The organism is Vibrio sp. Evd11 (assembly GCF_900382755.1).
In the GTDB taxonomy this organism is placed as follows: domain Bacteria; phylum Pseudomonadota; class Gammaproteobacteria; order Enterobacterales; family Vibrionaceae; genus Vibrio; species Vibrio lentus.
Window position 1 is genome coordinate 97,535 of sequence record NZ_OSDX01000002.1, and the last position, 25,257, is coordinate 122,791.

The following is a 25,257-nucleotide window of genomic DNA, read 5'->3' on the forward strand; positions in this document are numbered from 1 at the left end:
ACAATTTCGCTCTACTGTTTAAATAATTTTTATTAAGAGACTACACATGAAAATCGGCATCATTGGCGCAATGGAGCAAGAAGTTGCGATCCTAAAAGCAGCAATTTCAGACATTACTGAAGTTAATAAAGGCGGTTGTACCTTTTTCTCTGGTCAGCTAAATGGTGTTGACGTTGTTTTGCTTCAATCTGGCATTGGTAAAGTAGCAGCTGCTGTTGGTACTTCAATCCTACTAAGCGAATACCAACCAGATGTCGTTCTGAACACTGGCTCTGCTGGCGGTTTTGATTCAACACTGAACCTTGGCGATGTGGTTATCTCTACTGAAGTTCGTCACCACGATGCAGACGTTACAGCTTTCGGTTACGAAATCGGCCAAATGGCAGGTCAACCTGCAGCGTTCAAAGCTGACGACAAACTGATGGCTGTTGCTGAACAAGCACTAGCACAAATGGAAGATAAACACGCTGTTCGTGGCCTTATCTGTACTGGAGACGCATTTGTATGTACAGCAGAACGCCAAGAGTTCATCCGTAAGCACTTCCCATCAGTGGTTGCTGTAGAAATGGAAGCATCTGCTATCGCTCAAGCTTGTCACCAATTCCAAGTACCATTCGTGGTTGTTCGTGCAATCTCTGACGTTGCAGACAAAGAATCACCAATGAGTTTCGAAGAGTTCCTGCCACTAGCAGCGCAAAGCTCTTCTGAGATGGTTATCAAGATGGTTGCCCTACTAAAGTAAGCGACTAGACATGCAAACACTGTTTGATCAGGTATTTGCAAATGGCGTGCTCCTTGTAATGTGGGGAGCACTGCTTTTTCATTTGATTTTACCTATCCCCCATGCCGTACACCCCACGATCTTATGGCATAAGTTTGCTGAGATTTTAGCAAGCAAGGTTAATAACAACCAAAACTATTCCCAAAGCCTAATCTCTGGCACATTAGCTTGGGGGTTAATGGTATTCCCAACTCTGATTATTCTCTTGGCTCTGCAACCTCTGGTTTGGCAGACTCAACTGTTCCAACTGGCTTTGTTACTGCTCGCCATTGATTGGCGTAACAATGAAAAGCTGGCTAACCAACTGATCAAAGCACTTGGTCGAGAAGATAAAGCCGCCGCTCGCCAGTTACTGGCTCCAATTGTCAATCGTCAAACCGAATCACTTTCATCACTTGGCCTCGGCAAAGCTGGAGCTGAAACCATCATTATGGGCTACGGCCGCAATGTGGTTTGTGTGTTGTTTTGGTACGCCATTGGTGGTGGCATCGCGGCGTTGCTGTATCGCCTGATTGTCGAGTTAGCTCGAGCTTGGTCACCAAGTCGTAAGCAGTTCTCACCTTTTGGCTCAACAGCCATCAAAATCGTCGCTACCCTCGAGTTTATACCCATGCGTTTATTTGCCCTAATGATCGTATGCGGTGATAAAGCCTCTCACACGTTTAAGATGATGCTCGTTCAGAGTCGCTCTTGGCCATTACCCGGCCCAGCATGGTTGATTACCGCTGTCGGCAACAAGCTTGAGCTGTCACTGGGCGGTCCTGCTATTTACGACAATACCAAAGCCATTCGAGCAAAATTAGGCGGCAGAATCGCACCTTCAGCGCTGCACTTATCTCAGGTTCAAAAGCTGCTTTTTGGTCGCATCGCGATTTGGATATTCTTACAAAGCCTAGCCTTACTCATTATTCACCAAGGGATTTAAAGTGAAACCCTCTCAACTTGTTACACGATGTACCGCCCTCGCGTTCACTCTCGGCTTCAGTTTGTGGGCATCCACTTCATTTGCGACAGAAGTAGCAACAGCCGAACGTGTTATCAGCCTTGCTCCTCACGCAACCGAGCTTGCGTACAGTGCTGGTTTAGGTGATAACTTGATTGCGGTGAGTGAGCGAAGTGATTACCCACCACAAGCTGACCAGCTAGAGAAAGTGGCGAATTACCAAGGCATCAAGGTTGAGAAGATCATCGCCCTGCAACCCGATCTGATTCTCGCGTGGCCAGCTGGGAATCCGCCCAGAGAACTCGCGAAACTAGAGCAATTTGGGTTTAATATTTACTACTCGAAAACTAAAAGCCTAGACAGCATTGCGACCAATATTGAACAACTCAGCCAATACTCCAGTGATCCGAGTATTGGCGAAAATAATGCCAAGCAATACAAAGAACAACTCAACGCATTGAGACTAAAATATAAAGATGCCGAACCCGTAGACTACTTTTATCAGCTCAGTGAAAAGCCGATCATCACTGTTGCTCAAGGGCACTGGCCAAGTGAGGTGTTTGAGTTTTGTGGCGGCCACAATATTTTCGAAGACAGTGCTTCCCCTTACCCGCAAGTTGGCATTGAGCAAGTTGTATTAAGGAAGCCGCAAGTGATCTTCACTTCTCAGCACGCGATTGAGAATGGAACCATGTGGCAAACTTGGCAAGATGAGATCCCGGCAGTCGCTCAAAATCAGATTTGGTCACTCAATTCTGATTGGATTAATCGTCCGACAACAAGAACTTTGAAAGCGATCCAACAAGTGTGCGATTTCTTCGATAGAGCTAGGCAAAATCACTAACTATTTGCTGCGTTTTTTCGTACAATTCGCCACCGACCTGTCCCTACAATTTCAACCATAAGAGCACCAGTATCATGGACTCCATGCTGCTTTATATTATCGATTTATTTGGCACTGCCATTTTTGCTGTCTCAGGCGTATTTGTCGCTGGCCGTCTTAAGATGGATCCCTTTGGTGTCGCTGTTTTAGGCAGTGTAACCGCGATTGGCGGCGGTACAATTCGTGACATGGCATTGGGTGCAACTCCCGTGTTTTGGATCACCGATACCACCTACCTTTGGGTCATCATTACCACCTGCTTACTGACCATGATTATAGTAAGGCGTCCAAAGCGTCTGGCTTGGTGGATCCTGCCAGTATGTGATGCGATTGGATTAGCGGTGTTTGTTGGCATTGGTGTTGAGAAGGCACTGATTTATCAAGATTCTGCATTGGTTGCTATTATCATGGGTGTGATCACAGGCTGTGGTGGCGGTATTATCCGTGACGTACTTGCTCGTGAAGTCCCAATGATCCTAAGAAGTGAAGTCTACGCAACGGCTTGTATCATTGGCGGCGCTTTCCATACCATGGCAATTACCATGGGGCACGACTCAGAAACTGCCTTTTTAGCCGGTGTGTTTACGACACTATTAATTAGGCTTGGCGCTATTCGCTGGCACTTGTCATTGCCAACCTTCGCTATCAAATAGGCTAGCGTTACAAAATAGAAATGGGCTCCGCAAAGGAGCCTTTTTTAATTCGCTTTCAAATCACTTATCCCCTCTATTTCCATTATTCAAAGATCCCTTCCTTTCCTAACACTCTAGTTAGCTCATTCATTACTATGTTAGTAATCTTTTTTGTTTACTTATCCAATTCACAGGCTATATTAATAAACAAATAACTTTATAAACTAATTTATTTACTAACATTGGTAAAAGGGAGCTCAAGATGAGTATCAATAAAGTAGGCATTGTTTTCTTCTCTAAGAATGGAGCAACCAAGCAAGTCGCTGAGACAATCGCTGAAGGTATTAACACTCAACAACCTGACTCAGCACTGCTCATTGAAGTCCTCTCGTCTGAAATAGTCGAAGGAAGGTATGACAATGACGACAAGCTCAACGCATTAGACAGCTGTGATGCGATTATCTTTGGTGCTCCAACTTACATGGGCTCACCTGCCGCACAGTTTAAAAGCTTTATGGATGCGAGCAGTGATACCTACTGTAAGAAAGCATGGCGAAATAAGCTCGCTGCAGGTTTCACTACTGGTGGTAGCCTGAACGGTGAACAACAACAAACCTTGTTAAGTTTTTTCACTCTGGCTTGTCAGCATGGCATGGTTTGGGCAGGGCTTGATATCTCAAAGCATATCGATGACTTAGGTTTGAATCGCACCGGTTCTAGTATTGGTTTGGTCGCCAGTGATGATCAGACGGCTGAGAGCACCAATAATCACATCCATAGTAATGATCTTAAAACCGCTTTCTATTTTGGGCAACGCATCGCTAGCCTAGTTAAAAGAACCTAGCTAGCTTCAAAGCTCCTAGCTTGTCTGATATCTATGAGCTCAGACTAGAGAATGAATGGCGTTTAAGGTAACTTGGTACAATCATTCCCAACTTTCATGAATATCACTCAATGTTACTCGAAGGAATCGAAACTCTATTGGTGTTGAGCAAAGCAAAGACCATGAGCCGCACTGGCAGTTTGCTTTATATCAGCCAATCAGCGGTCAGCAAACGGATTGCTAATTTAGAGAAGAAGTTAGGTAAGAAACTCATAGAACCGAGTGGCCGACAGATAAAACTGACGCCGGATGCGATCGCGCTCATCGAAAGTATTGGCCCAGCATTCAATGAACTTAGAGGGCTTATCTACGAGCAACAAGAGTTGGAAGACACCACCCTTATTACCTTAGATAGCTCTAAATCTTTGATCGCAGGTTATCTAGGTAAAATGATGGGGAAATTTATCCAGCAAGATAAATACATCACCATCACCACTAACCATACACCAAGAATTATCGAGCGAGTGCAATCGGGCAAGGCGACTTTGGGGTTGTGTGCTGGTTTACTGCCGCCGCATCATGGATTGATGACATTCCACCTGTTTGATGAGCCGTTTTACATAGTAAGTAAGTCGCCGTTAACGGAGCTTCCTCCAAGGGTGATCACTAACGATATGACCAATCCAGCAAACTCGTATCAGTTATCTGTGCTTGAAAAGTTCGGCATCAAACCCTTGATGGAGATGGATGCCTACACCGCAGCAGCCCAGCTAGCGTTGGGAGGAACGGGCCCGGCTTTGATCCCGCTCTCTATCGTAAAGACACTCAATATTGAGCCTCAATACCTGTTTAGCTTTCCAGAGTTAGAGGGATTAATTCGACCTATTCATATCTGTGTAAGGCCGAACAGCTATCAATCTCCGCGAGTTAAAATACTGATAGAATCCATTGTTGATGCTGTTCCCAAAGCAGTTTAGATGCCATTAACATCGACATCACGATCACAAGGGGGCGAATCCACTTCTGCCCTTTTGTCACCACTACTTTAGCGCCAAGTTGAGCGCCCATAAAGCCACCAACTGCCATCACTAATCCTAATTCCCAAATTGGCAAGCCAGCCAAAATAAAGAAGATCAATGCGGCTATATTCGATGTGAAGTTAAGTATCTTGGTGCGTGCCGTTGCATCCACTAAAGAGAAATGGCCGATAGCAACAAAACATACCGTGAAAATTGAACCTGTTCCTGGGCCAAAAAAGCCATCGTAGAAGCCAACACCGCCACCAATACACAAAGCAAACATTGCCTCAGAGATCTTCTGCTTTCCTTTAGACGCTCTAGTTTGGGGGGCTAACAGGAAATAGAGAGAGATAGCGATAAGCAGCAGCGGTATCACGCTAGTCAGTAAACTCGCATCAATGTGCTGGACTAACTCGGCGCCAATTGCAGAACCGATAAAGGTACAGAGAATGGCAAGACGCATCTCTTTTATGTTCACGATACCATTGCGTACGAAATACCAACTGGCGGAGAAGCTGCCAAAAGAACTTTGAAGTTTATTGGTGGCCAGTGCCTGCGTTGGTGGTACTCCTGCCGCTAGCAATGCTGGTAGAGTCAATAATCCACCGCCGCCAGCCATTGCATCAATAAAGCCTGCCGCCGTTGCAACAACAAACAAGATAGCCAATATTTCTAGAGTGATTTCCATATACCCAACGCCTTAAATTCTCGTGTAGCGACAACTTACCACCGTGAGCAAACAATCAACAACGAAACACAAGATTGTAACCTATTCCAAATTTTCATCATTTAGCCATCACCAGATAACAGACATAAAAAAGCCCACTCCGAAGAGTGGGCTTTGAGCATTTATATCCGCTTAACAGCGATACACGTGAGTCAATTAAGCTTGAGAAGCTTTAACTTGTGCGTGTAGCTCTTGAACTGAAGTTACTGACGTTTTCGCGTCTGCAGTGTGCGCCATACAAGTCGCGAATGCAGCGTTTAGCGTAGTCGTGTAGTTCACTTTCTCAGCCAATGCACCACGACGAAGAACTTTAGAATCTTCAATCGCTTGACGGCCAGCCGCAGTGTTCACAATATACGTGTACTCGTTGTTCTTGATACGGTCAAGAATGTGAGGACGACCTTCATGTACCTTGTTTACTAGACGTGGGTTGATACCCGCTTCGCCAAGGATAACTGCAGTACCGTGTGTTGCGTCTAGCTGGTAGCCAAGCTTAGATAGCTTAGATGCTAGGTCAACAACACGCTCTTTGTCGCCTTCGCGAACAGAAAGAAGTGCACGGCCGCCTTCTGGGTAGATGTTGCCACAACCCAGTTCAGCTTTAGAGTATGCTTCAGCAAACGTTGCACCAACACCCATAACTTCACCAGTAGAGCGCATTTCTGGGCCTAATAGTGGGTCAACACCAGGGAATTTGTTGAACGGAAGAACAACTTCTTTCACTGAGTAGTATGGTGGGATGATTTCTTTCGTAAAGCCTTGAGACTCTAGCGATTGACCCGCCATAACACGAGCTGCAATCTTAGCGACTGCTGCGCCTGTTGCTTTCGATACGAACGGTACTGTACGTGCGGCACGAGGGTTAACCTCGATTAGGTACACTTCGTTGTTCTTAACAGCAAACTGCGTGTTCATTAGACCACGAACACCCAACTCGAACGCTAGCTTTTCAACTTGCTCACGCATTACGTCTTGGATTTCTTGGCTTAGCGTGTAAGCAGGAAGCGAACATGCTGAGTCACCTGAGTGAACACCCGCTTGTTCGATATGCTCCATGATACCCGCAATAACAACGCGCTCACCGTCACAAATCGCATCAACGTCTACTTCAATTGCATCATCTAGGAAGCTATCAAGTAGTACTGGAGATTCGTTTGAAACACTTACTGCTTCATTGAAGTAGCGACGTAAGTCTTGCTCGTCGTATACGATTTCCATCGCACGACCACCAAGAACATAAGAAGGACGAACAACTAATGGGAAGCCGATTTCGCGAGATTTCTCTACCGCTTGCTCCATTGTTGTTACTGTCGCGTTTTCTGGTTGTAGAAGACCAAGACGGTCAACAGCAACTTGGAAACGCTCACGGTCTTCTGCACGGTCGATCGCGTCTGGGCTAGTACCAATGATTGGTACGCCAGCAGCTTCAAGCTCACGAGCCAGTTTCAGTGGTGTTTGACCACCGTACTGAACAATAACGCCTTTTGGCTTCTCAACACGAACGATTGCTAGTACGTCTTCCAGAGTTACTGGTTCAAAGTACAGACGGTCAGACGTATCGTAGTCTGTCGAAACTGTCTCAGGGTTACAGTTAACCATGATTGTTTCGTAGCCATCTTCACGTAGTGCTAGAGATGCATGTACACAACAGTAATCGAATTCAATACCTTGGCCGATACGGTTTGGACCGCCGCCTAAGATCATGATTTTCTCTTTGTCTGTTGGGTTCGATTCACATTCATCATCGTAAGATGAGTACATGTAAGCCGTATCAGAAGAGAACTCAGCCGCACAAGTATCTACGCGCTTGTAGACTGGGTGAATATCGTATTGGTCACGTAGACGACGAATTTCACTTTCAGCCACACCTAGAATCTTAGACAGGCGAGCATCAGCAAAACCTTTACGCTTAAGCTTCATTAGCTCGTCTTTATTCAGACCAGCAAAGCCTTTCGCTTTAAGTTCTTGCTCTAGTTTTACGATATCTTCGATTTGAACTAGGAACCAACGGTCAATTTGCGTTAGGTTGAATACACCATCAACTGACATACCAGCACGGAAAGCATCTGCGATGTACCAAATACGGTCAGAACCAGCTTCTTTAAGCTCATGGCGAATCGTCGTTAGAGCGTCAGGTGCATCTAGGTCGACCATTTCGTCAAAACCAGTTGCGCCAACTTCTAGACCGCGAAGTGCTTTCTGTAGAGATTCTTGTTGGTTACGGCCGATAGCCATAACTTCACCAACCGACTTCATTTGCGTCGTTAGACGGTCGTTAGCACCTGCAAACTTCTCGAAGTTAAAACGAGGAATCTTAGTTACAACGTAGTCGATTGTTGGTTCGAATGATGCTGGCGTTGCGCCGCCAGTGATGTCATTCATTAGCTCGTCTAGCGTAAAGCCAACAGCCAGTTTCGCGGCAATCTTAGCGATTGGGAAACCTGTTGCTTTAGAAGCAAGTGCAGAAGAACGAGATACACGTGGGTTCATCTCGATGATAACCATACGGCCATCTTTCGGGTTGATACCAAACTGTACGTTTGAACCACCCGTTTCAACACCAATCTCACGCAGTACCGCTAGAGAAGCGTTACGCATTAGTTGGTATTCTTTGTCTGTCAGCGTTTGAGCCGGAGCCACTGTGATTGAGTCACCCGTGTGAATACCCATTGGGTCAAAGTTTTCAATCGCACATACGATGATGCAGTTGTCGTTCTTGTCGCGAACCACTTCCATCTCGTACTCTTTCCAACCGATAAGTGATTCATCGATAAGAAGTTCGTTAGTTGGAGATAGGTCCAAACCACGACGACAGATTTCTTCAAATTCTTCTTTGTTATAAGCGATACCACCGCCTGTACCACCCATCGTAAACGATGGACGAATGATACAAGGGAAGCCAACCATTTCTTGAACTTTGTAAGCTTCTTCCATCGTTTTCGCTGTATCAGCCGTTGGACACTCAAGACCAATCGATTTCATTGCTTTATCAAAACGAGAGCGGTCTTCAGCTTTATCGATAGCGTCAGCAGTTGCGCCAATCATCTCTACGCCGAACTCTTCAAGTACGCCGTATTTTTCTAAATCTAACGCACAGTTAAGTGCAGTTTGGCCGCCCATTGTCGGTAGAACTGCATCTGGCTTCTCTTTAGCGATGATGTTACGAACCACTTCCCATTGGATAGGTTCGATGTAAGTCGCATCAGCCATGTCTGGGTCAGTCATGATTGTCGCTGGGTTCGAGTTTACAAGAATAACTCGGTAACCTTCTTCGCGAAGTGCTTTACAAGCTTGAGCACCAGAGTAATCAAACTCACATGCTTGACCGATAACAATCGGACCAGCACCTAGAATTAGAACACTTTTAATGTCAGTACGTTTTGGCATTATCTACTACTCCGGATTACGCTTTGTCTTGTTTGTTTGCAACAGACTGGTTAATTAATTCAATGAAGTGGTCGAATAGCGGCGCCGCATCTTCTGGACCTGGGCTTGCTTCTGGGTGACCTTGGAAGCTAAATGCTGGTTTGTCTGTACGGTGGATACCTTGTAGAGAACCATCAAATAGAGACTTATGAGTCGCTCGTAATGTCTCTGGAAGCGTATCTTCGTCAGCAGCGAAGCCGTGGTTTTGTGAAGTAATCATCACAACATCACGATCTAAATCTTTAACCGGGTGGTTTGCACCGTGGTGACCAAACTTCATCTTCACTGTCTTAGCGCCTGACGCAAGAGCAAGAATCTGGTGACCTAGACAGATACCAAAGATTGGTAAACCTTTTTCTAGGAACACTTTTGTTGCTTCAATTGCGTAAGTACATGGTTCTGGGTCACCAGGGCCATTTGAAAGGAAAACACCATCTGGGTTTAGAGCGAGTACTTCTTCTGCTGAAGTTTCAGCAGGAACAACCGTTAGGCGGCAGCCGCGGTCAACAAGCATTCGTAGGATGTTTCGTTTTGCACCGAAGTCATAAGCAACAACGTGGTATGGCAATTCAGAGTCTGCTTTCGCTTCAGGAAGTCCACCCGTAAGCGTCCACGAACCTTGTTTCCATTGATACGCTTCTTTTGTTGTAACTTCTTTCGCAAGGTCCATACCTTTCAGGCCAGGGAATTCTTTTGCTTTAGCTAGAGCCAAAGCTTCGTCTAAATTGTTACCCGCTACGATACAACCGTTCTGTGCGCCTTTTTCACGAAGAATACGCGTCAGCTTACGAGTATCAATATCAGCGATACCAACAACGTTTTGCGACTTAAGGTAATCAGAAAGGGATTGTTCATTACGGAAGTTAGAAGCGATTAGAGGGAGATCGCGAATCACAAGGCCTTGAGCGTGGATTGAAGAAGATTCTTCGTCTTCGGAATTGGTTCCGGTATTGCCAATGTGAGGGTAAGTAAGGGTAACGATTTGTTGAGAATAGGAAGGATCAGTGAGGATTTCTTGGTACCCCGTCATCGAGGTATTAAAAACGACTTCACCAACTGCAGAACCTACAGCGCCAATGGCTTCACCGTGAAATACTGTCCCATCTTCTAGGACGAGTAGTGCTGACTTCTTCAAGACAACCTCCAGAAATAAAAATGCATTAAAATTGATTTAATTTGCAAATCTACCTTCCTGAAACACCAAAAACTGCGTGTTTATGGAAATTAGACAAATTGGCGGTATTTTAGTGATCTGCGTGATACGTGTCAACATTTAACGCAAAAGAAATTAAACATTTGTAAGAACTAATTCAATTTCCCCCATCAAAGCTTCAAAAGTTCAACTTTCATACTCAATTAATAGGAATATTACGATTTTCTAATTTTCGCCCGTCATTTTCACCCACCATTAGATGGCAAAAATATCACCAATAAAACGCAATCGATAAATACAATGAGTAAACATATAGATTTGAAGCTTTAAATCAAAAACAACAACCAAGTAGCGATAAACAATAGCTAAATGCAGTTCTAATCAGGAAAATTAGAGAATAAGAAGAAAGTGACCAAGAGGAGTTTAAGTAGAAAAAAGGGGCAAATAAAGAAAGCGCCGGCAATTGCCAGCGCATAAATATCTATTTATAGATCGTTTAAACCAAGGACGTCTGTCATGGTATAAAAGCCTGCTGGCTTATCATTTAGCCAAACGGCTGCCTTTATCGCACCATTAGCAAAGGTCATTCGATCAGTGGCTTTATGGGTAATTTCAACGCGCTCACCAATATCAGCAAACATTGCGGTATGCTCACCAATGATGTCACCGGCACGGATTGTCGCAAAACCAATCTCATCTTTGGTACGCTCGCCCGTAATGCCTTCGCGTGACCATACAGCGACATCGTTTAGCTCATTGCCCATCGCACCAGCGATCGCTTCGCCCATACCAATCGCAGTACCAGAAGGTGCATCGACTTTATGACGGTGGTGAGCCTCTACGATTTCAACATCACAGTAATCGCCCATCACTTTAGCGGCCTTCTCTAACAGCTTAAAAACCAAGTTCACACCAACGCTATAGTTCGGTGCCATCACTATAGCCATCTCTTTTGAAGCCGCATCAATAACCTGCTTCTCTTCTTCGGAGAAACCAGTAGTACCAATGATCAGTTTCTTACCGTGACGTTTACAAAGTTCAATATTCGCTAATGTGCTTACAGGTGCGGTAAAGTCAACGATCACGTCAAACTCTTCAACCGCTTTCGAAAGGTCATCAACTAGAGCCACATCAAAACGACCTTCACCGCATAACTCGCCAACGTCAACACCGACCAAAGATGATTCTGGACGCTCTGAACCAGCACCAACGCTTGCTTCTGAATTATGGTGAGCGGCTTTCACCAAGTTACGACCCATACGGCCAGCTGCTCCTGCAATTGCAATTCTTACCACTGCGAATATCTCCATTGTTTTGGTTACCGTCACTGCTCATCTGTCGCAGTAACGTTCATTCGATTAATCTCTTTAAACTAACAACAATCTCAAACTCAGGCTAGCAATTACGAAAACTCTTTTATTACTCGCTCTAAAATTGGCACGTTTGCTTCGGGGAAGGCGTATTGATTCAATGATTCAAGATCGACCCATTCACCTTGTTGCCCTTCTTTACCATAAGGCTGTTGCTCGAAATCGGTCACAAGGATGAAATCGAACTCAAGCGACTTATCACTGTAATCAAACTCAAGGTGTTCAAACAGAGACTGTTCAGTCACCTTGATACCAATTTCTTCATCAAGTTCACGAGTCATTGCTTGTTCAATGGTTTCACCCACTTCAACCTTACCTCCAGGAAACTCCCAGAAGCCGCCTTTATGCTTGTCGTCTGGGCGCTTAGTGATAAATACCTGCGACTTATCTTGATTGAAGATGATGCCAGCTACAATGTGGATTCTTTTCATGTGTTGGTGTTCCTTCTATGTCCTTAGCGTCATTCCCTACAATGAGGAACGAATTAGATAGGGAATCTGCTCTTTTGTTAGTTCGAAAGATCCCCGATTCGCTCGTCCCTCACTCTCGAGGATGACGCTATCGAAACCTTATTATTTTCACATACAAAAAGAGCCGCCTAAGCGACTCTTTTTATCAATAAGTTTGTGTGAAGCTAAGCTGTGACGTGGTGAGTGCAAGGAGGAGGCACGGAGCTTACGTTAGTAAGTGAGTACCTCCGACACTGCAATCATCCGTTACAGCAACGATTCACCAGACTTAGTCTATTTTACCGTGACACTGTTTGTACTTCTTGCCACTTCCACATGGACATGGTTCGTTACGACCCACTTTACGCTCATCGCGTACTACCGTTTGTGGAGATGCCGCATCCGCTTCATCGTCAGCTAGCTGGTTTTCAGCCGTTGCATGTTGTGCTTGTGCACGACGCGCCGCTTGTTCAGCTTGAGCTTGACGTTGAGCTTCCATCTTTTCAACTTCTTCTTGTTGCTGAACGCGAACTTTAGAAAGGATGGTAACAACGTCTGTTTTCAGTACATCTAGTAGGCCTTCAAACAGTTCAAACGACTCGCGCTTGTACTCTTGTTTCGGGTTCTTCTGAGCATAACCGCGTAAGTGGATACCTTGACGAAGGTGATCCATCGCAGCCAAGTGCTCTTTCCAAAGACCGTCTAGCGTTTGTAGCATCACAGACTTCTCGAAGTTACGCAGCACTTGAGCACCAACCACTTCTTCTTTCTGTTTGTACGAATCTACCGCCATACCAAGAATACGTTCACGCAATGCTTCTTCATAAAGCTTGTCGTCTTCGTCTAACCAACCTTGAATGTCAAAGTCTAGATCGAAGTCGTTCTTCAGACGATCTTGCAGACCCGCAATATCCCACATATCTTCCAGAGACTGAGGAGCGATGTATTCATCAATAACTGACGCCAGTACATCTTCACGGTTGTGTTCGATCATTTCACTGATGTCATCTGAACTCATCAGTTCATCACGTAGCTCATAAACAACCTTACGTTGGTCATTGGCTACATCATCGTACTCAAGAAGCTGCTTACGGATGTCGAAGTTACGACCTTCCACTTTACGTTGTGCTTTTTCAATTGAGCGAGACAGCATCTTAGATTCAATCGCTTCGCCTTCGTCCATACCACTTTGGATAAGACCAGCCATACGATCTGACGTAAAGATACGTAGCAGAGAATCTTCCATTGATAGGTAGAAACGAGAAGAACCCGCATCACCTTGACGACCAGAACGACCACGTAGCTGGTTATCGATACGGCGAGATTCATGACGCTCAGTACCAATGATGTGTAGACCACCTGACTCAAGTACTTTATCGTGGATGATTCTCCAATCAGCTTTGATCTTATCGATCTGCTCTTTCGTTGGGTTCTCAACCTTCTCAAGTTGTGCCTGCCAGCTACCACCTAACACGATATCGGTACCACGACCGGCCATGTTAGTTGCGATAGTTACCGCACCAGGCATACCAGCTTGTGCAACGATCTCAGCTTCCATTTCATGAAACTTAGCATTTAGAACGTTGTGCTTAATTTTTGATTTTTTCAATGCGTTAGACAGCAGTTCAGATTTCTCGATAGAAACTGTACCAACCAGTGATGGCTGACCAGCCGCTACACGGTCTTTGATGTCTTCAATGATCGCATTGAACTTGTCTTCTTCAGTACGATAAACCACATCTGGCATATCGTTACGAACCATAGGCTTGTTGGTTGGGATAACCACCGTTTCTAGGCCGTAGATAGACTGGAATTCGAAAGCTTCTGTATCAGCTGTACCTGTCATACCAGACAGTTTTTCATACAGTCGGAAGAAGTTCTGGAATGTAATCGAGGCTAGCGTTTGGTTTTCATTTTGAATCTTCACACCTTCTTTAGCTTCAACAGCTTGGTGTAAACCTTCAGACCAACGACGACCTGGCATAGTACGACCAGTATGTTCATCAACGATAACCACTTCGCCTTCTTCAGTAACGATGTAGTCGACGTTTTTCTCAAACAATACGTGTGCACGAAGCGCAGCATTCACATGGTGCAATAGGCTGATATTGGTTGGAGAGTAAAGTGTGTCACCCTCTTCCATCAAGCCGTTTTTGACCATTAGTTCTTCTACAAATTCTTGACCGTTTTCAGTCAGGTGAACCTGTTTTGATTTTTCGTCCATGGTGTAGTGACCTTCACCACGGTACTCTTCTGAATCTTCTTTATCTTGACGCTCTAGAGAAGGAATTAGAGTGTTAATGCGCGTATAAAGGTCAGAACTATCTTCAGCGGGGCCAGAGATAATTAACGGAGTACGAGCTTCATCAATTAAGATTGAGTCAACCTCATCGACTACAGCAAAGAAGCGCTCACGTTGAACTCGGTCTTCAGCACGGAAAGCCATGTTGTCACGAAGGTAATCAAAACCAAACTCGTTGTTTGTTCCGTATAGGATGTCAGCTTGGTACGCTTCTTTTTTCTCTGGCGGAGCCATGTTTGCCACATTCACGCCGACAGTCATGCCAAGGAATTCAAATAATGGGCGGTTTGTTTCCGCATCACGCTTCGCTAGGTAATCGTTCACCGTTATTACGTGAACACCTTTGCTTGGTAGCGCGTTTAGATAAGCTGGTAGGGTTGCGGTAAGTGTCTTACCTTCACCAGTACGCATCTCTGCAATTTGGCCAGCATTTAGAACCATGCCACCAATCATTTGCACATCAAAGTGACGCATGCCGTAAACACGCTTCGACGCTTCACGTACCGTAGCGAATGCTTCAGGTAGAAGTTGATCTAACGATTCACCTTTATCTAAGCGCTCACGAAACTCAACCGTTTTTGCTTTTAGCTCTTCATCAGAAAGTGCTTCAAACGTTGGTTCGTAGTTATTAATTTCTTTTACAATTTTTCTAAGGCGGCGCAGTGTTCTGTCATTGCGACTGCCAATTACCTTTGTCAGCAGCTTAGTAATCATGTGCTTGGAATCTCTTCGTTCTCAGATCGTCCGCGATCTATTTTAAATGCCGTCAGTCTCTACTAGCTATGAACTAGTCTTCAGTTACTAACCAAGGATACTGAGATAAATCTAGTATCTTTGATATTGTACTTGAGAGTAGAGTTTTCAAGGCTTGAGTTAAAATTAATGCCCTTTAGTGTAAGTAATTTTCACACTAACGACCATTTAGAACACCATTTGTTTGATGTGCTTGGAACTTTTCTTTCTAATTGCTGATGGATTAAGCAGACTACGGCCCATTGGCCAGCAATTTCCGGAGGTTAACGACACTGTATCTGGAAAATAGATACAAAAAAACCAGGCCGATGACCTGGTTTTTGAAATCTTATATTGTTGTAAACAACAATTACGCTAGAACCATACCCGGTTCTGCGAAAGCAACTGGAGAGCCAGCTTCTTCTTCGAATGTTGCCCATTCCCAAGCTTCTGCGTCAGCAAGAACTGCACGTAAAAGTTGGTTGTTTAGGCCGTGACCTGATTTATATGCACGGAACTCACCAATAATAGCGTGTCCACACATGTAAAGGTCACCAATCGCATCCAATACTTTATGAGTTACAAACTCATTGTCGAAACGAAGACCTTCTTCATTAAGAATTCGGTATTCGTCCAGTACGATAGCATTATCAAAGCTACCGCCAAGTACTAGGTTTTGAGACTGAAGGTACTCAATATCGCGCATAAAACCGAAAGTACGAGCGCGAGAAATCTGCTTCACAAAACCTTGTGATGAGAAATCAAACAACAAACGTTGCTCATCGGATTCAATTGCAGGGTGGTTAAAGTCGATCTCAAAGTCCATACGGAAGCCGTTAAATGGAACAAACTCTGCCCATTTATCGCCATCTTCAAAAAGAATAGGCTTTTTGATTCGAATAAAACGCTTCGCTGCATTCAGTGTTTCTACACCCGCTTGCTGTAGCAAGTATACGAATGGGCTTGCGCTACCATCCATAATTGGAATTTCTGGAGCATCTACTTCAACAATAATGTTGTCGATACCCATTCCGGCTAGAGCTGCGTTAAGGTGCTCCACTGTAGAGATACGTACGCCTTCGTCATTAACAAGAGCGGTACATAGCATAGTGTCACGAACTGATGCTGGATCAGCTGGGAAATCTACAGGTGGATTTACATCTGTACGACGATAAACAATACCTGTATTTGCAGCTGCCGGGCGAAGAGTAAGTGTGACTTTACGACCAGAGTGGAGACCCACACCAGTTGTTTTCACAATTTCTTTCAGAGTACGTTGTCTGATCATCTGCTTGCCTCGTTATCAGTGCTACAAATCACGGTCAGTATTTACCGACCGAGAATTTTACCATTAATTCGACGATAGTCAAATTTTGGGTATTTGTTAATCAGCCTGACGTCGTAAAAATGCTGGGATATCTAAATATCCGCTCTCTTTCTCAGCTTTAGGTGCAGCACTCTGGCTAGCGCCTGTACCTGAAGAAACAGGTGACGTTGTTGGCTGTGGTTTAACTTGAGGTTTTACCTCAGTTTTTTCCTGCAAGGGTTGTGCCACTTTCTCTTCCACCTTTGCTGCTGTTTGAACAGCAACTTGAGGTTGAGGCGTTGGCGCTACTTTTGCTTTACCACCAGCAACTAAAGTAATATCTGGTTTTTTCTCTGTGCCGATACCTGTTGCAACAACAGTTACTCGGATTTCATCCGTCATATCAGGGTCTAGAGAAGTACCAATAACAACCGTTGCGTTATCAGAAGCGAATGCCTTAACTGTATTACCCACAGTTTCGAATTCATCTAAGCGCATATCTAGGCCAGCAGTGATGTTAACAAGAACGCCACGAGCACCAGCTAGGTCGATGTCTTCTAATAATGGGCTAGAAATTGCCGTTTCAGCAGCTTCTTCAGCACGGTCTTCACCTTTTGCGATACCGCTACCCATCATTGCATGACCCATTTCCGACATCACAGTGCGAACATCCGCGAAATCGACGTTGATCATACCAGGGCGAGTAATTAGCTCAGCGATACCTTGTACAGCGTTTTTAAGCACATCATTTGCACTTGCGAAAGCTTCTAGCAGTGTTACGCCACGGCCAAGTACTTTAAGTAGCTTTTCATTTGGAATCGTAATTAAAGAATCCACATGTTTAGAAAGCTCTTCGATACCTTGCTCAGCAAACGCTAAACGCTTTTTGCCTTCAAAGCTAAATGGCTTAGTTACAACAGCAACCGTTAGCACACCCAACTCTTTCGCAACTTCAGCAATAACTGGAGCAGCACCTGTACCTGTACCACCGCCCATACCAGCTGCGATAAATACCATATCGGCGCCAGTTAGAACTTCTTTAATTCTTTCTCGATCTTCGAGAGCTGCATCACGGCCTACTTGTGGGTTTGCACCAGCGCCCAAGCCTTTAGTGATATCACCACCAATCTGGATCACGCTGCTCACGCTTGTTTTACGAAGAGCTTGAGCATCAGTGTTAACACTGATGAATTCTACGCCTTCAATTGACTCACGTACCATGTGCTCAACAGCGTTACCGCCACCGCCACCAACTCCAACGACTTTAATTACTGCATCGTCAGACATTTCCATCATCGGTTCAAACATGTGTTATCTCCGTTTTTTCCTGCAACTCAGGTTAAAACTCTTTTTGTATCCAATTACGCAATTTACCAAATAAACCTGACATAGAAGGTGCTGAACGCTTAGGTTCGCTGTAATCACCCTCATCACTTATCTGACAATCTCTTGCGTAATGAAGTAAACCAACCGCCGTAGAATGATACGGCTCTTTAACATAGTCAGTTAAGCCACTAACTTCTAACGGCTTACCAACTCGAACTTGATTGCGGAAAACACGTTCCGCACACTCTACCAATCCGTCAATTTGTGCCGCTCCACCAGTGAGAACGACGCCAGCTGCAAGGTGGTGCTTAATACCCTCATCTCGTAGCTGCAATTGAACCGTATCAATAGTTTGGTTAACGAGACCCATAAGTTCAGTGTAACGTGGTTCAATCACTTCCGACAAAGTTTGTCTTTGCAAACTTCTCGATGGACGGCCACCTACACTAGGGACGTTAACAGAATCATCCTTGCTTACGAGCTCACTCAGAGCGCAACCATGGTTTACTTTTATCTCTTCAGCATCGCTCACTGGCGTGCCAAAAGCGAAGGCAATATCACTGGTTACTGCATTTCCTGCGTAGGAAAAGACTTCTGTGTGTCGCAGTGCGCCGCCAGTCCAAATGGAAATATCCATCGTACCGGCACCAATATCAACAACACATACTCCGAGCTCTCTCTCGTCGTCAGTAATTACCGCATTACTTGAGGCAAGTCCTGAAAACACGATTTGTTCTACAGTGAGACCACATCGTTCAACAGCTTTAATAATGTTTCTCGCCATGTCGCTATGGCAAGAAATTAGATGAACACTGACTTCCATTCGAACACCAGATAAACCAAGTGGATTCTTAATGCCTTCTTGGTAGTCGATGGTAAATTCTTGTGGAATCACGTGCAGAATTCTCTGCTCATCACCTATTTTAATCGATTTCGCGGTATGGATCGCTCGATCCATATCGTCTTGAGACACTTCTTCATCTGAAATAGTGCCCATGCCTTTTTCAATTCGGCTTGCGATATGCTTACCGGACAGCGAGATAAATACATTGCTGATTTGGCATTCAGCCATCAACTCTGCTTGATCAATTGCTCGCTGAACCGACTTCACTACCGACTCTAGGTCGTTTACACCACCTTTATCCATACCTCTGGATGGGCTTTGCCCTGAACCAATGATATTGATTTGACCATCAGGCAGTATTTCACCAACTAGAGCTGATATGGTCGCAGTGCCTATATCAAGACCAACGATTATGTTGTCATCTGCGGTCTTAGTCATTTCTGCTCTCTTCTAACTCTTGCTCTGGAAACCAGCCTACAGCGGCTCCCGTATCATACCTGAGGTCGATGTAGCTCACTTGATTCGCTTTACTTCCTAATTCGTTATAAAGCGAAATAAAGCGTTCAACACGCTCATCTAAAGAATCTTTACCTAGTTCTAAACGGATACCGTTATCTAGGATTATTTGCCAAGCGCGACGTTCATTAAGAACGAGTGAGGTAACGGTTAATCCTAGACTGTTAATCAAAGGAGTAATCTGTCGCCATTTTGCTATCACTTCTTGGCTGGTCCCTTCCGGGCCATAAAGCTTAACTCTATCACCCTTTAACAGGCCGATATCGCCATTAAACACTTGACCGTTTTCGTTCAGCAGCATGTTGCCATTCCAGATTGCTGCCGCTTGGTATTCAGTCAAAAATACTTTTATTGTGTCTGGCCACTGTTTACGAATCGAGACAACAGATACCCAAGGTAACGCTTCTAAACTGTCTTGTAACACCCCAATATCTTGCGACATGAAGGTGCCAATATGTTCTAACTCGCCAAAAGCATGCTGAACATCACCAGCTGTTACATAAGTTAAGTCGCCTTGAAGTACTATTTTAGAAAGAGGCAATCGCTGATCGTCCCACATCCAAGTCAGTGTGGTATAGAAAAGAAACCCAATGAATAGCAATACCACGACTAAAAAAGACCCGCCTAAGGCGTGTTTCTTGAGCGATGGTAAACTGAATAGGTGGCGGTTTTCGCTAAAAGTACTTTCTACCAAAGCCCGCATTCCCTGTCGTTGGTTCGCAATTCTATTCCCTATCTTCGTAATAGAGGTAAAAGCACTTACTTTAACCTATGAATTATACTGAGCAAAATCAAACTATCAAACGTTGATAATAAGATTTTTGGTCAATTTTAGGTCAATCGCAAGAAGTGAGCGATTGACCACAGTCTGTAGAAAGTATTCTGCTACGCGTTCTGCATATTATTAATGTCTAACTGTAACGATTCGAGTTGCTTAGCAACACGACCAACATCACCTGCACCCTGCGTTAAAACAAGGTCACCGCCTTGAATGACGTTGGCTAGAACCGATGGCAGCGTGTTGATATCAGCAACGAAGATCGGATCAATCTTACCACGCCCACGAATAGTTCGACTCAACGAGCGTCCGTCAGCCCCTGCAATCGGTTTCTCACCTGCAGAGTACACATCTAATAAGATTAGAACATCAACCTGCTCAAGAACGTTAGCAAAGTCATCATACAGATCACGAGTTCGGCTGTAGCGGTGTGGTTGGAAAATCATCACAAGACGTTTGTCTGTCCAGCCACTACGGGCAGCTTGAATTGTTACGTCGACTTCGGTTGGGTGATGACCGTAATCATCAACCAACATTGCAATACCCTTACCCGTTTCGTACTCACCAAGGTGATCGAAACGACGGCCAGTGCCTTCCGTTCCCGCCATCGCTTTTAGAATCGCTTCATCGCTGATGTCGTCTTCAGTCGCAACCGCAATCGCCGCTGAAGCGTTCAGTGCGTTATGGCGACCTGGAATGTTCAACGTAATATCTAGGTTAGCTTTACCTTCACGTACCACAGTGAACTTGCCTTGTTGGCCTTCTTGTACGTAGTTTTCAATACGGATATCCGCATCTTCAGAGAAGCCGTAGGTAATCACTTGACGACTAACTTGAGGGATAAGCTCGCGCACTACCGGATCATCAACACACATTACAGCCTGACCGTAGAATGGCAGATTGTGTAAGAAATCAATGAACGTCTGCTTTAGCGTTTCGAAATCGCCACCGTAGGTATCCATATGATCCGCTTCAATGTTAGTAACGATACTAACCATTGGTTGCAGATGTAAGAATGACGCATCACTTTCATCGGCTTCAGCGATAAGAATACGACTCGAACCTAAACGAGCATTGGTGCCTACACTCTTCACCAAACCACCGTTTACGAAGGTCGGGTCTAAACCCGCTTCCGAGTAAATCTGTGTCACTAGCGCAGTTGTCGTGGTTTTACCGTGCGTACCTGCCACAGCAATGCCATGACGAAAACGCATCAGCTCAGCCAGCATTTCAGCACGACGAACGATAGGTGTGCGCGCTTCACGAGCGGCAATAATCTCTGGGTTTTCTTCGTTGATAGCGGTTGAAACCACTACCACACTTGCGTCGGCAACGTTGCTTGCTTGGTGACCGATGTAAACGGTCGCGCCCTTGCTAACTAAACGATCGGTTACTGGATTTTGAGCAATGTCAGAACCCGTAATCTGGTAGCCTTCATTAAGCAAGACTTCAGCAATCCCGCTCATTCCTGCGCCACCAATACCAATGAAGTGGATAGATTTAACACGGCGCATCTCTGGCACCATTGCACGGATTTGCGCTAAGTCTTGGGTATGTTCAATCGTCATCAATTCAATCTCATTATTTTGCTAAAGCTTTAATCGCTTCAGCGACGGTCACATCCGCATCAAGCTTGGCTGCTTGACGAGCTTTTGTTGCCATCATTTTTAATTCATTTCTATCAAGCTGAGCGATAGTATTCGCTAGCTTATCAGCCGTCAGTTGAGGCTGTTCAATCATTAATGCCGCGCCACATTCAACGAGGTGATCGGCATTCAGCGCTTGCTGTCTGTCTTTGTGCATAAACGGAACGAAAATAGAACCCACACCAGCAGCAGAAACTTCAGATACGGTTAATGCACCTGAGCGACACACTAATAGATCTGCCCACTCATAAGCTTGCGCCACATCATCAATAAATTCAGTCACTTGAACATTATCTACAGAATGTGATTTGTATTGTTCAATCACTTGCTGTTGATTGTTCTTACCGGCTTGATGCACCACAGTAAAACCTTCACCAAGCTGAGCCATGGTCACTGGCAAGGTATCGTTCAGGATCTTAGCGCCCTGACTGCCACCCATCACGAGGATACGAATATCGCCGTCACGCTCTGCCATGCGTTGCTCGGGTTCAGCTAAGGCAACAACATCTTCACGTACTGGGTTACCCACCACCTGTGCAGTAGGAAACGCGCCAGGGAAAGCTTGGAACACTTTTTTAGCAATTTTAGATAGCCATTGGTTGGTTAAACCTGCCACTGCATTTTGTTCATGTAGAACCACAGGAATACCGGATAACCATGCCGCGATGCCACCGGGACCACTCACGTAACCACCCATTCCAAGCACCACATCTGGTTGCCATGCTTTGATGTGCTGTCTTGCTTGAAGTATGGCATTAATAATCTGGAATGGCGCTTTAATTAGCTTGCTAATGCCTTGACCACGCAGGCCTTTCACCTTAATGAAGTCGATCTCAATACCATGCTTTGGCACCAGATCCGCTTCCATTCTGTCCGCAGTTCCTAACCAGCGAATTTCCCAACCTTGTTGCTGAAGCTTTTTAGCCACGGCTAAACCCGGGAAAACGTGACCGCCAGTACCACCAGCCATCACCAAAAGTTTTTTGTTTTTTTTCATCACGTTAGATTCTTATTCTACTAATTCGTTTTGATTGTCAGCTTGTTCTTTCTGTTGTATTCGGCACTCGTGATCGATACGTAGCAGCATCGAAACCGCCACCGACATCACAATCAAACTTGACCCGCCGTAACTGATCAATGGCAATGTCAGACCTTTGGTTGGAACGATTCCTGAAGCGGCACCTACGTTAACAAGCGTCTGAAATGCAAACCAAATACCAATACCAAAGGCAAGGTAGCCACTGAATAACTGTTCGTTCTCGAAGGCTTTCTTACCAATTAGAATCGCTTTAAGCACCAAACTAAAAATAAGGATCAGCACTAAAGTTACGCCAACAAAGCCTAACTCTTCAGCCAATACAGCAAACACAAAATCGGTATGTGCTTCTGGTAAATATTCTAACTTCTGAACCGAGTTACCAAGACCTTGCCCCATCCAATCACCACGGCCAAATGCCATCAATGACTGAGTTAACTGGTAGCCACTGCCAAACGGATCATTCCAAGGTTCCCAGAACGAGGTCACACGTCGAACACGGTAGGGTTCAATAACAATCAAGCCGACGACCGCAGCAATGCCCGCCACCATTAAGGCAATAAACTGTGAAAGCTTGGCGCCCGCGATAAATAGCATGCCAAATAAGGTAACCAGCATTACAACAACGGTACCTAAATCGGGTTGGCCAAGGAGTAAGACTGCAAAGGCACCAAACACCATAATTGGCTTACCAAAACCACCGAAGAAGGTTTTCCTCACTTCATCTTGTTTTCGAACCAAGTAACCCGCCATAAAGATAAACAGCGATAACTTAGCGACTTCAGCGGGCTGTAAGTTAAATAATCCAAGAGGGATCCAGCGCGATGCACCGTTCACCGACTTACCGACAGCCAATACCACGACCAACAAAAAGAAGGATAAACCCAGTAGATACATGCTGTATTGAAACCAACGCTTCATTGGAATTTGCAATATGACGCTGGATACGATTAACGCTAACACCAAGAAAATGGCGTGACGGAACATAAAGTGAAACGGCTGATCGGTTAAACGAGCACTGATTGGGAACGAAGCCGACGTTACCATTACCAAGCCCGTCAGCATCAGTCCAAGAGCAATCCATACCAACTGACGATCGTAGAGCGCTTCTGGTGTGGCACGGTTAAGCCATTGCCAAATAGATTGATTAATCTCTTTCACTCTTTGCACTGAATGTCAGTCCTTCAACACGTTAGGCATACTCATGAGCAAGTTCAGTGAACGCATCACCTCTCGCCATGAAGTTATTAAATTGATCGAAGCTTGCACATGCAGGAGACAACATCACCATGTCACCCGACACCAATTGTGCAGAGATACTCTCGATGATGTCACGCATGGTATCAAACGCCTTAGCCGATGGATGTAATGGCATAAATTGCGCAGCATCTTCACCGAAGCAACACAGTTGTACGCGGTCTAGTTGCGCCAACACGGGTTTAAGCTCGCTAAAGTCAGCACCTTTACCCACACCTCCGACTAAGAGATACAAAGTACCTTGGTATTCTAATCCCGACAAAGCCGCTAATGTACTGGCTACGTTGGTCGCTTTTGAGTCGTTAACCCATTTAATTTCGCGCTTGTCAGCCACTACTTGGCAACGATGCGTCAAACCATTGTAGGCTTTCAGAGCTTCAAGGCTTTTGCTGTATTCAATACCAACTTGCTTCAATAGCGCTAACGAGACTAACGCATTCGCCACGTTATGACGTCCAACCAATGTTAAATCTTGGGTAGCAAGTACTGGCTTACCGTTATCAACTAGCCATTCGGTGCCATCGACCATTGATACACCAAACTCTTGGTCATCAAGTCCAAATGTCACCAATGACATCGTATGGTCAGGATAAGTCTCTTTGTCTTCGCGGTTTACAATCGCGTACTGAGCATTATTAAAAATTCTTAATTTAGCGTCACGGTAATCGGCCATGCCTTGATAGCGATCCATATGATCTTCTGACAAGTTCAAAAAAGCCGCCGCTGCAAGATTTAGACTGGATGTTGTCTCTAGCTGAAAGCTTGAAAGCTCAAGGACATATAAATCGGCATCAAGCTCAAGAAGGTCTAAGGCTGGAATACCGATGTTGCCACCAACACCAACGTTAAGACCGGCAGCTTTAGCAAGCACACCCGTTAGATCGGTCACAGTACTCTTGCCATTGGAGCCAGTTATTGCCACGACGGGTTTGTTTACCGCCCAGCCAAACAGTTCAATATCGCCAACAACCGGAGTTCCCGCTTGAATAACATCTTGTATTTCAGGGGTCGCTAAGGCGATACCCGGGTTAGCAACCACTAAATCAGCTTCCGCTAACCATTGGCTATTCCAACTTCCAGAATGCAGTTCTACCGATTCAGGCAAAGATTCTTTTCCTGGTGGTAGCTCTCGCGTATCAATTACCTTCACATGCGTATGAGGTTGATATTTTACGAGATGTTTAACGACAGAGAGCCCGGTAATACCGAGCCCCACAACCACTACATTTTGAATATTTTGCCAACGTTCCATTTAAACAAGATGCTCTTAATAGTTTTAAAGAGCCTCTCACTAAGAGGCTCACATAG

The 25,257-nt window shown here is 45.0% G+C and carries 20 protein-coding genes; 6 read left to right on the forward strand and 14 right to left on the reverse strand.

The genetic code is table 11. The features are described from left to right. Positions 1-46 precede the first annotated feature (46 nt). The 6 genes from mtnN to ED652_RS01245 all read left to right on the forward strand — a co-directional run bounded on the left by mtnN (position 47) and on the right by ED652_RS01245 (position 5,039). Positions 47-742 carry a 5'-methylthioadenosine/S-adenosylhomocysteine nucleosidase gene (gene mtnN / locus ED652_RS01220; protein ID WP_012603226.1) on the forward strand — a complete coding sequence of 232 codons (696 nt, stop codon included), beginning with the start codon at positions 47-49 and terminating at the stop codon, positions 740-742. Between the two features lie 10 nt (positions 743-752). Continuing rightward, on the forward strand, positions 753-1,706 hold the full coding sequence (locus ED652_RS01225) for a cobalamin biosynthesis family protein (RefSeq protein WP_122053247.1): 954 nt from the start codon (positions 753-755) through the stop codon (positions 1,704-1,706). A gap of 1 nt (position 1,707) precedes the next feature. Continuing rightward, positions 1,708-2,568, forward strand: coding sequence for a vitamin B12 ABC transporter substrate-binding protein BtuF (gene btuF / locus ED652_RS01230; RefSeq protein WP_122053248.1), 861 nt, complete (start codon positions 1,708-1,710; stop codon positions 2,566-2,568). Positions 2,569-2,642: 74 nt separating this feature from the next. Continuing rightward, the gene (locus ED652_RS01235) at positions 2,643-3,260 is read left to right on the forward strand and encodes a TRIC cation channel family protein (protein WP_017100513.1); all 618 of its coding nucleotides are present in this window, start codon (positions 2,643-2,645) and stop codon (positions 3,258-3,260) included. A gap of 241 nt (positions 3,261-3,501) precedes the next feature. Continuing rightward, a complete protein-coding gene (locus tag ED652_RS01240) occupies positions 3,502-4,083 on the forward strand; it encodes a flavodoxin family protein (protein WP_017100275.1) in 582 nt (193 codons plus the stop codon). Positions 4,084-4,193: 110 nt separating this feature from the next. Next, a complete protein-coding gene (locus ED652_RS01245; protein ID WP_122053249.1) occupies positions 4,194-5,039 on the forward strand; it encodes a LysR family transcriptional regulator in 846 nt (281 codons plus the stop codon). Here ED652_RS01245 and ED652_RS01250 read toward each other — a convergent pair. From ED652_RS01250 to murD, 14 genes are all read right to left on the reverse strand, one after another. Further along, positions 4,990-5,769, reverse strand: a complete 780-nt coding sequence (locus ED652_RS01250) for a TSUP family transporter (RefSeq protein ID WP_122053250.1) — start codon at positions 5,767-5,769, stop codon at positions 4,990-4,992. The genes ED652_RS01245 and ED652_RS01250 overlap by 50 nt on opposite strands. Before the next feature lie 195 nt (positions 5,770-5,964). Beyond that, the gene (gene carB / locus ED652_RS01255; protein WP_004734974.1) at positions 5,965-9,195 is read right to left on the reverse strand and encodes a carbamoyl-phosphate synthase large subunit; all 3,231 of its coding nucleotides are present in this window, start codon (positions 9,193-9,195) and stop codon (positions 5,965-5,967) included. Positions 9,196-9,211: 16 nt separating this feature from the next. Further along, a complete protein-coding gene (gene carA / locus ED652_RS01260) occupies positions 9,212-10,369 on the reverse strand; it encodes a glutamine-hydrolyzing carbamoyl-phosphate synthase small subunit (protein WP_017072829.1) in 1,158 nt (385 codons plus the stop codon). A gap of 503 nt (positions 10,370-10,872) precedes the next feature. Then, complete coding sequence (dapB, locus tag ED652_RS01265) at positions 10,873-11,697, reverse strand: 4-hydroxy-tetrahydrodipicolinate reductase (RefSeq protein ID WP_017106812.1); 825 nt, start codon at positions 11,695-11,697, stop codon at positions 10,873-10,875. Positions 11,698-11,789: 92 nt separating this feature from the next. Then, positions 11,790-12,188, reverse strand: a complete 399-nt coding sequence (gene mutT, locus ED652_RS01270; RefSeq protein WP_122053251.1) for an 8-oxo-dGTP diphosphatase MutT — start codon at positions 12,186-12,188, stop codon at positions 11,790-11,792. Between the two features lie 307 nt (positions 12,189-12,495). Beyond that, the gene (gene secA, locus ED652_RS01275) at positions 12,496-15,222 is read right to left on the reverse strand and encodes a preprotein translocase subunit SecA (protein WP_122053252.1); all 2,727 of its coding nucleotides are present in this window, start codon (positions 15,220-15,222) and stop codon (positions 12,496-12,498) included. A 388-nt stretch (positions 15,223-15,610) separates the two neighbouring features. Then, the gene (gene lpxC, locus ED652_RS01280; RefSeq protein WP_122053253.1) at positions 15,611-16,528 is read right to left on the reverse strand and encodes a UDP-3-O-acyl-N-acetylglucosamine deacetylase; all 918 of its coding nucleotides are present in this window, start codon (positions 16,526-16,528) and stop codon (positions 15,611-15,613) included. A 96-nt stretch (positions 16,529-16,624) separates the two neighbouring features. Beyond that, positions 16,625-17,854 carry a cell division protein FtsZ gene (gene ftsZ, locus ED652_RS01285; protein ID WP_017084771.1) on the reverse strand — a complete coding sequence of 410 codons (1,230 nt, stop codon included), beginning with the start codon at positions 17,852-17,854 and terminating at the stop codon, positions 16,625-16,627. A gap of 31 nt (positions 17,855-17,885) precedes the next feature. Further along, positions 17,886-19,154, reverse strand: a complete 1,269-nt coding sequence (gene ftsA / locus ED652_RS01290) for a cell division protein FtsA (protein WP_004729844.1) — start codon at positions 19,152-19,154, stop codon at positions 17,886-17,888. Further along, the gene (locus ED652_RS01295) at positions 19,147-19,926 is read right to left on the reverse strand and encodes a cell division protein FtsQ/DivIB (protein ID WP_017109276.1); all 780 of its coding nucleotides are present in this window, start codon (positions 19,924-19,926) and stop codon (positions 19,147-19,149) included. Before ED652_RS01295 ends, ftsA begins: the two co-directional genes overlap by 8 nt. Positions 19,927-20,117: 191 nt before the next feature. Then, the gene (gene murC, locus ED652_RS01305; RefSeq protein WP_017109277.1) at positions 20,118-21,578 is read right to left on the reverse strand and encodes a UDP-N-acetylmuramate--L-alanine ligase; all 1,461 of its coding nucleotides are present in this window, start codon (positions 21,576-21,578) and stop codon (positions 20,118-20,120) included. A gap of 13 nt (positions 21,579-21,591) precedes the next feature. Continuing rightward, positions 21,592-22,653, reverse strand: a complete 1,062-nt coding sequence (gene murG, locus ED652_RS01310) for an undecaprenyldiphospho-muramoylpentapeptide beta-N-acetylglucosaminyltransferase (protein WP_102281953.1) — start codon at positions 22,651-22,653, stop codon at positions 21,592-21,594. Between the two features lie 12 nt (positions 22,654-22,665). Next, positions 22,666-23,862: a cell division protein FtsW gene (ftsW, locus tag ED652_RS01315; RefSeq protein ID WP_122053254.1), complete on the reverse strand. Its 1,197-nt coding sequence runs from the start codon at positions 23,860-23,862 to the stop codon at positions 22,666-22,668. 22 nt (positions 23,863-23,884) lie between these two features. Further along, a complete protein-coding gene (murD, locus tag ED652_RS01320) occupies positions 23,885-25,201 on the reverse strand; it encodes a UDP-N-acetylmuramoyl-L-alanine--D-glutamate ligase (RefSeq protein WP_122053255.1) in 1,317 nt (438 codons plus the stop codon). Between the last annotated feature and the right edge of the window lie 56 nt (positions 25,202-25,257).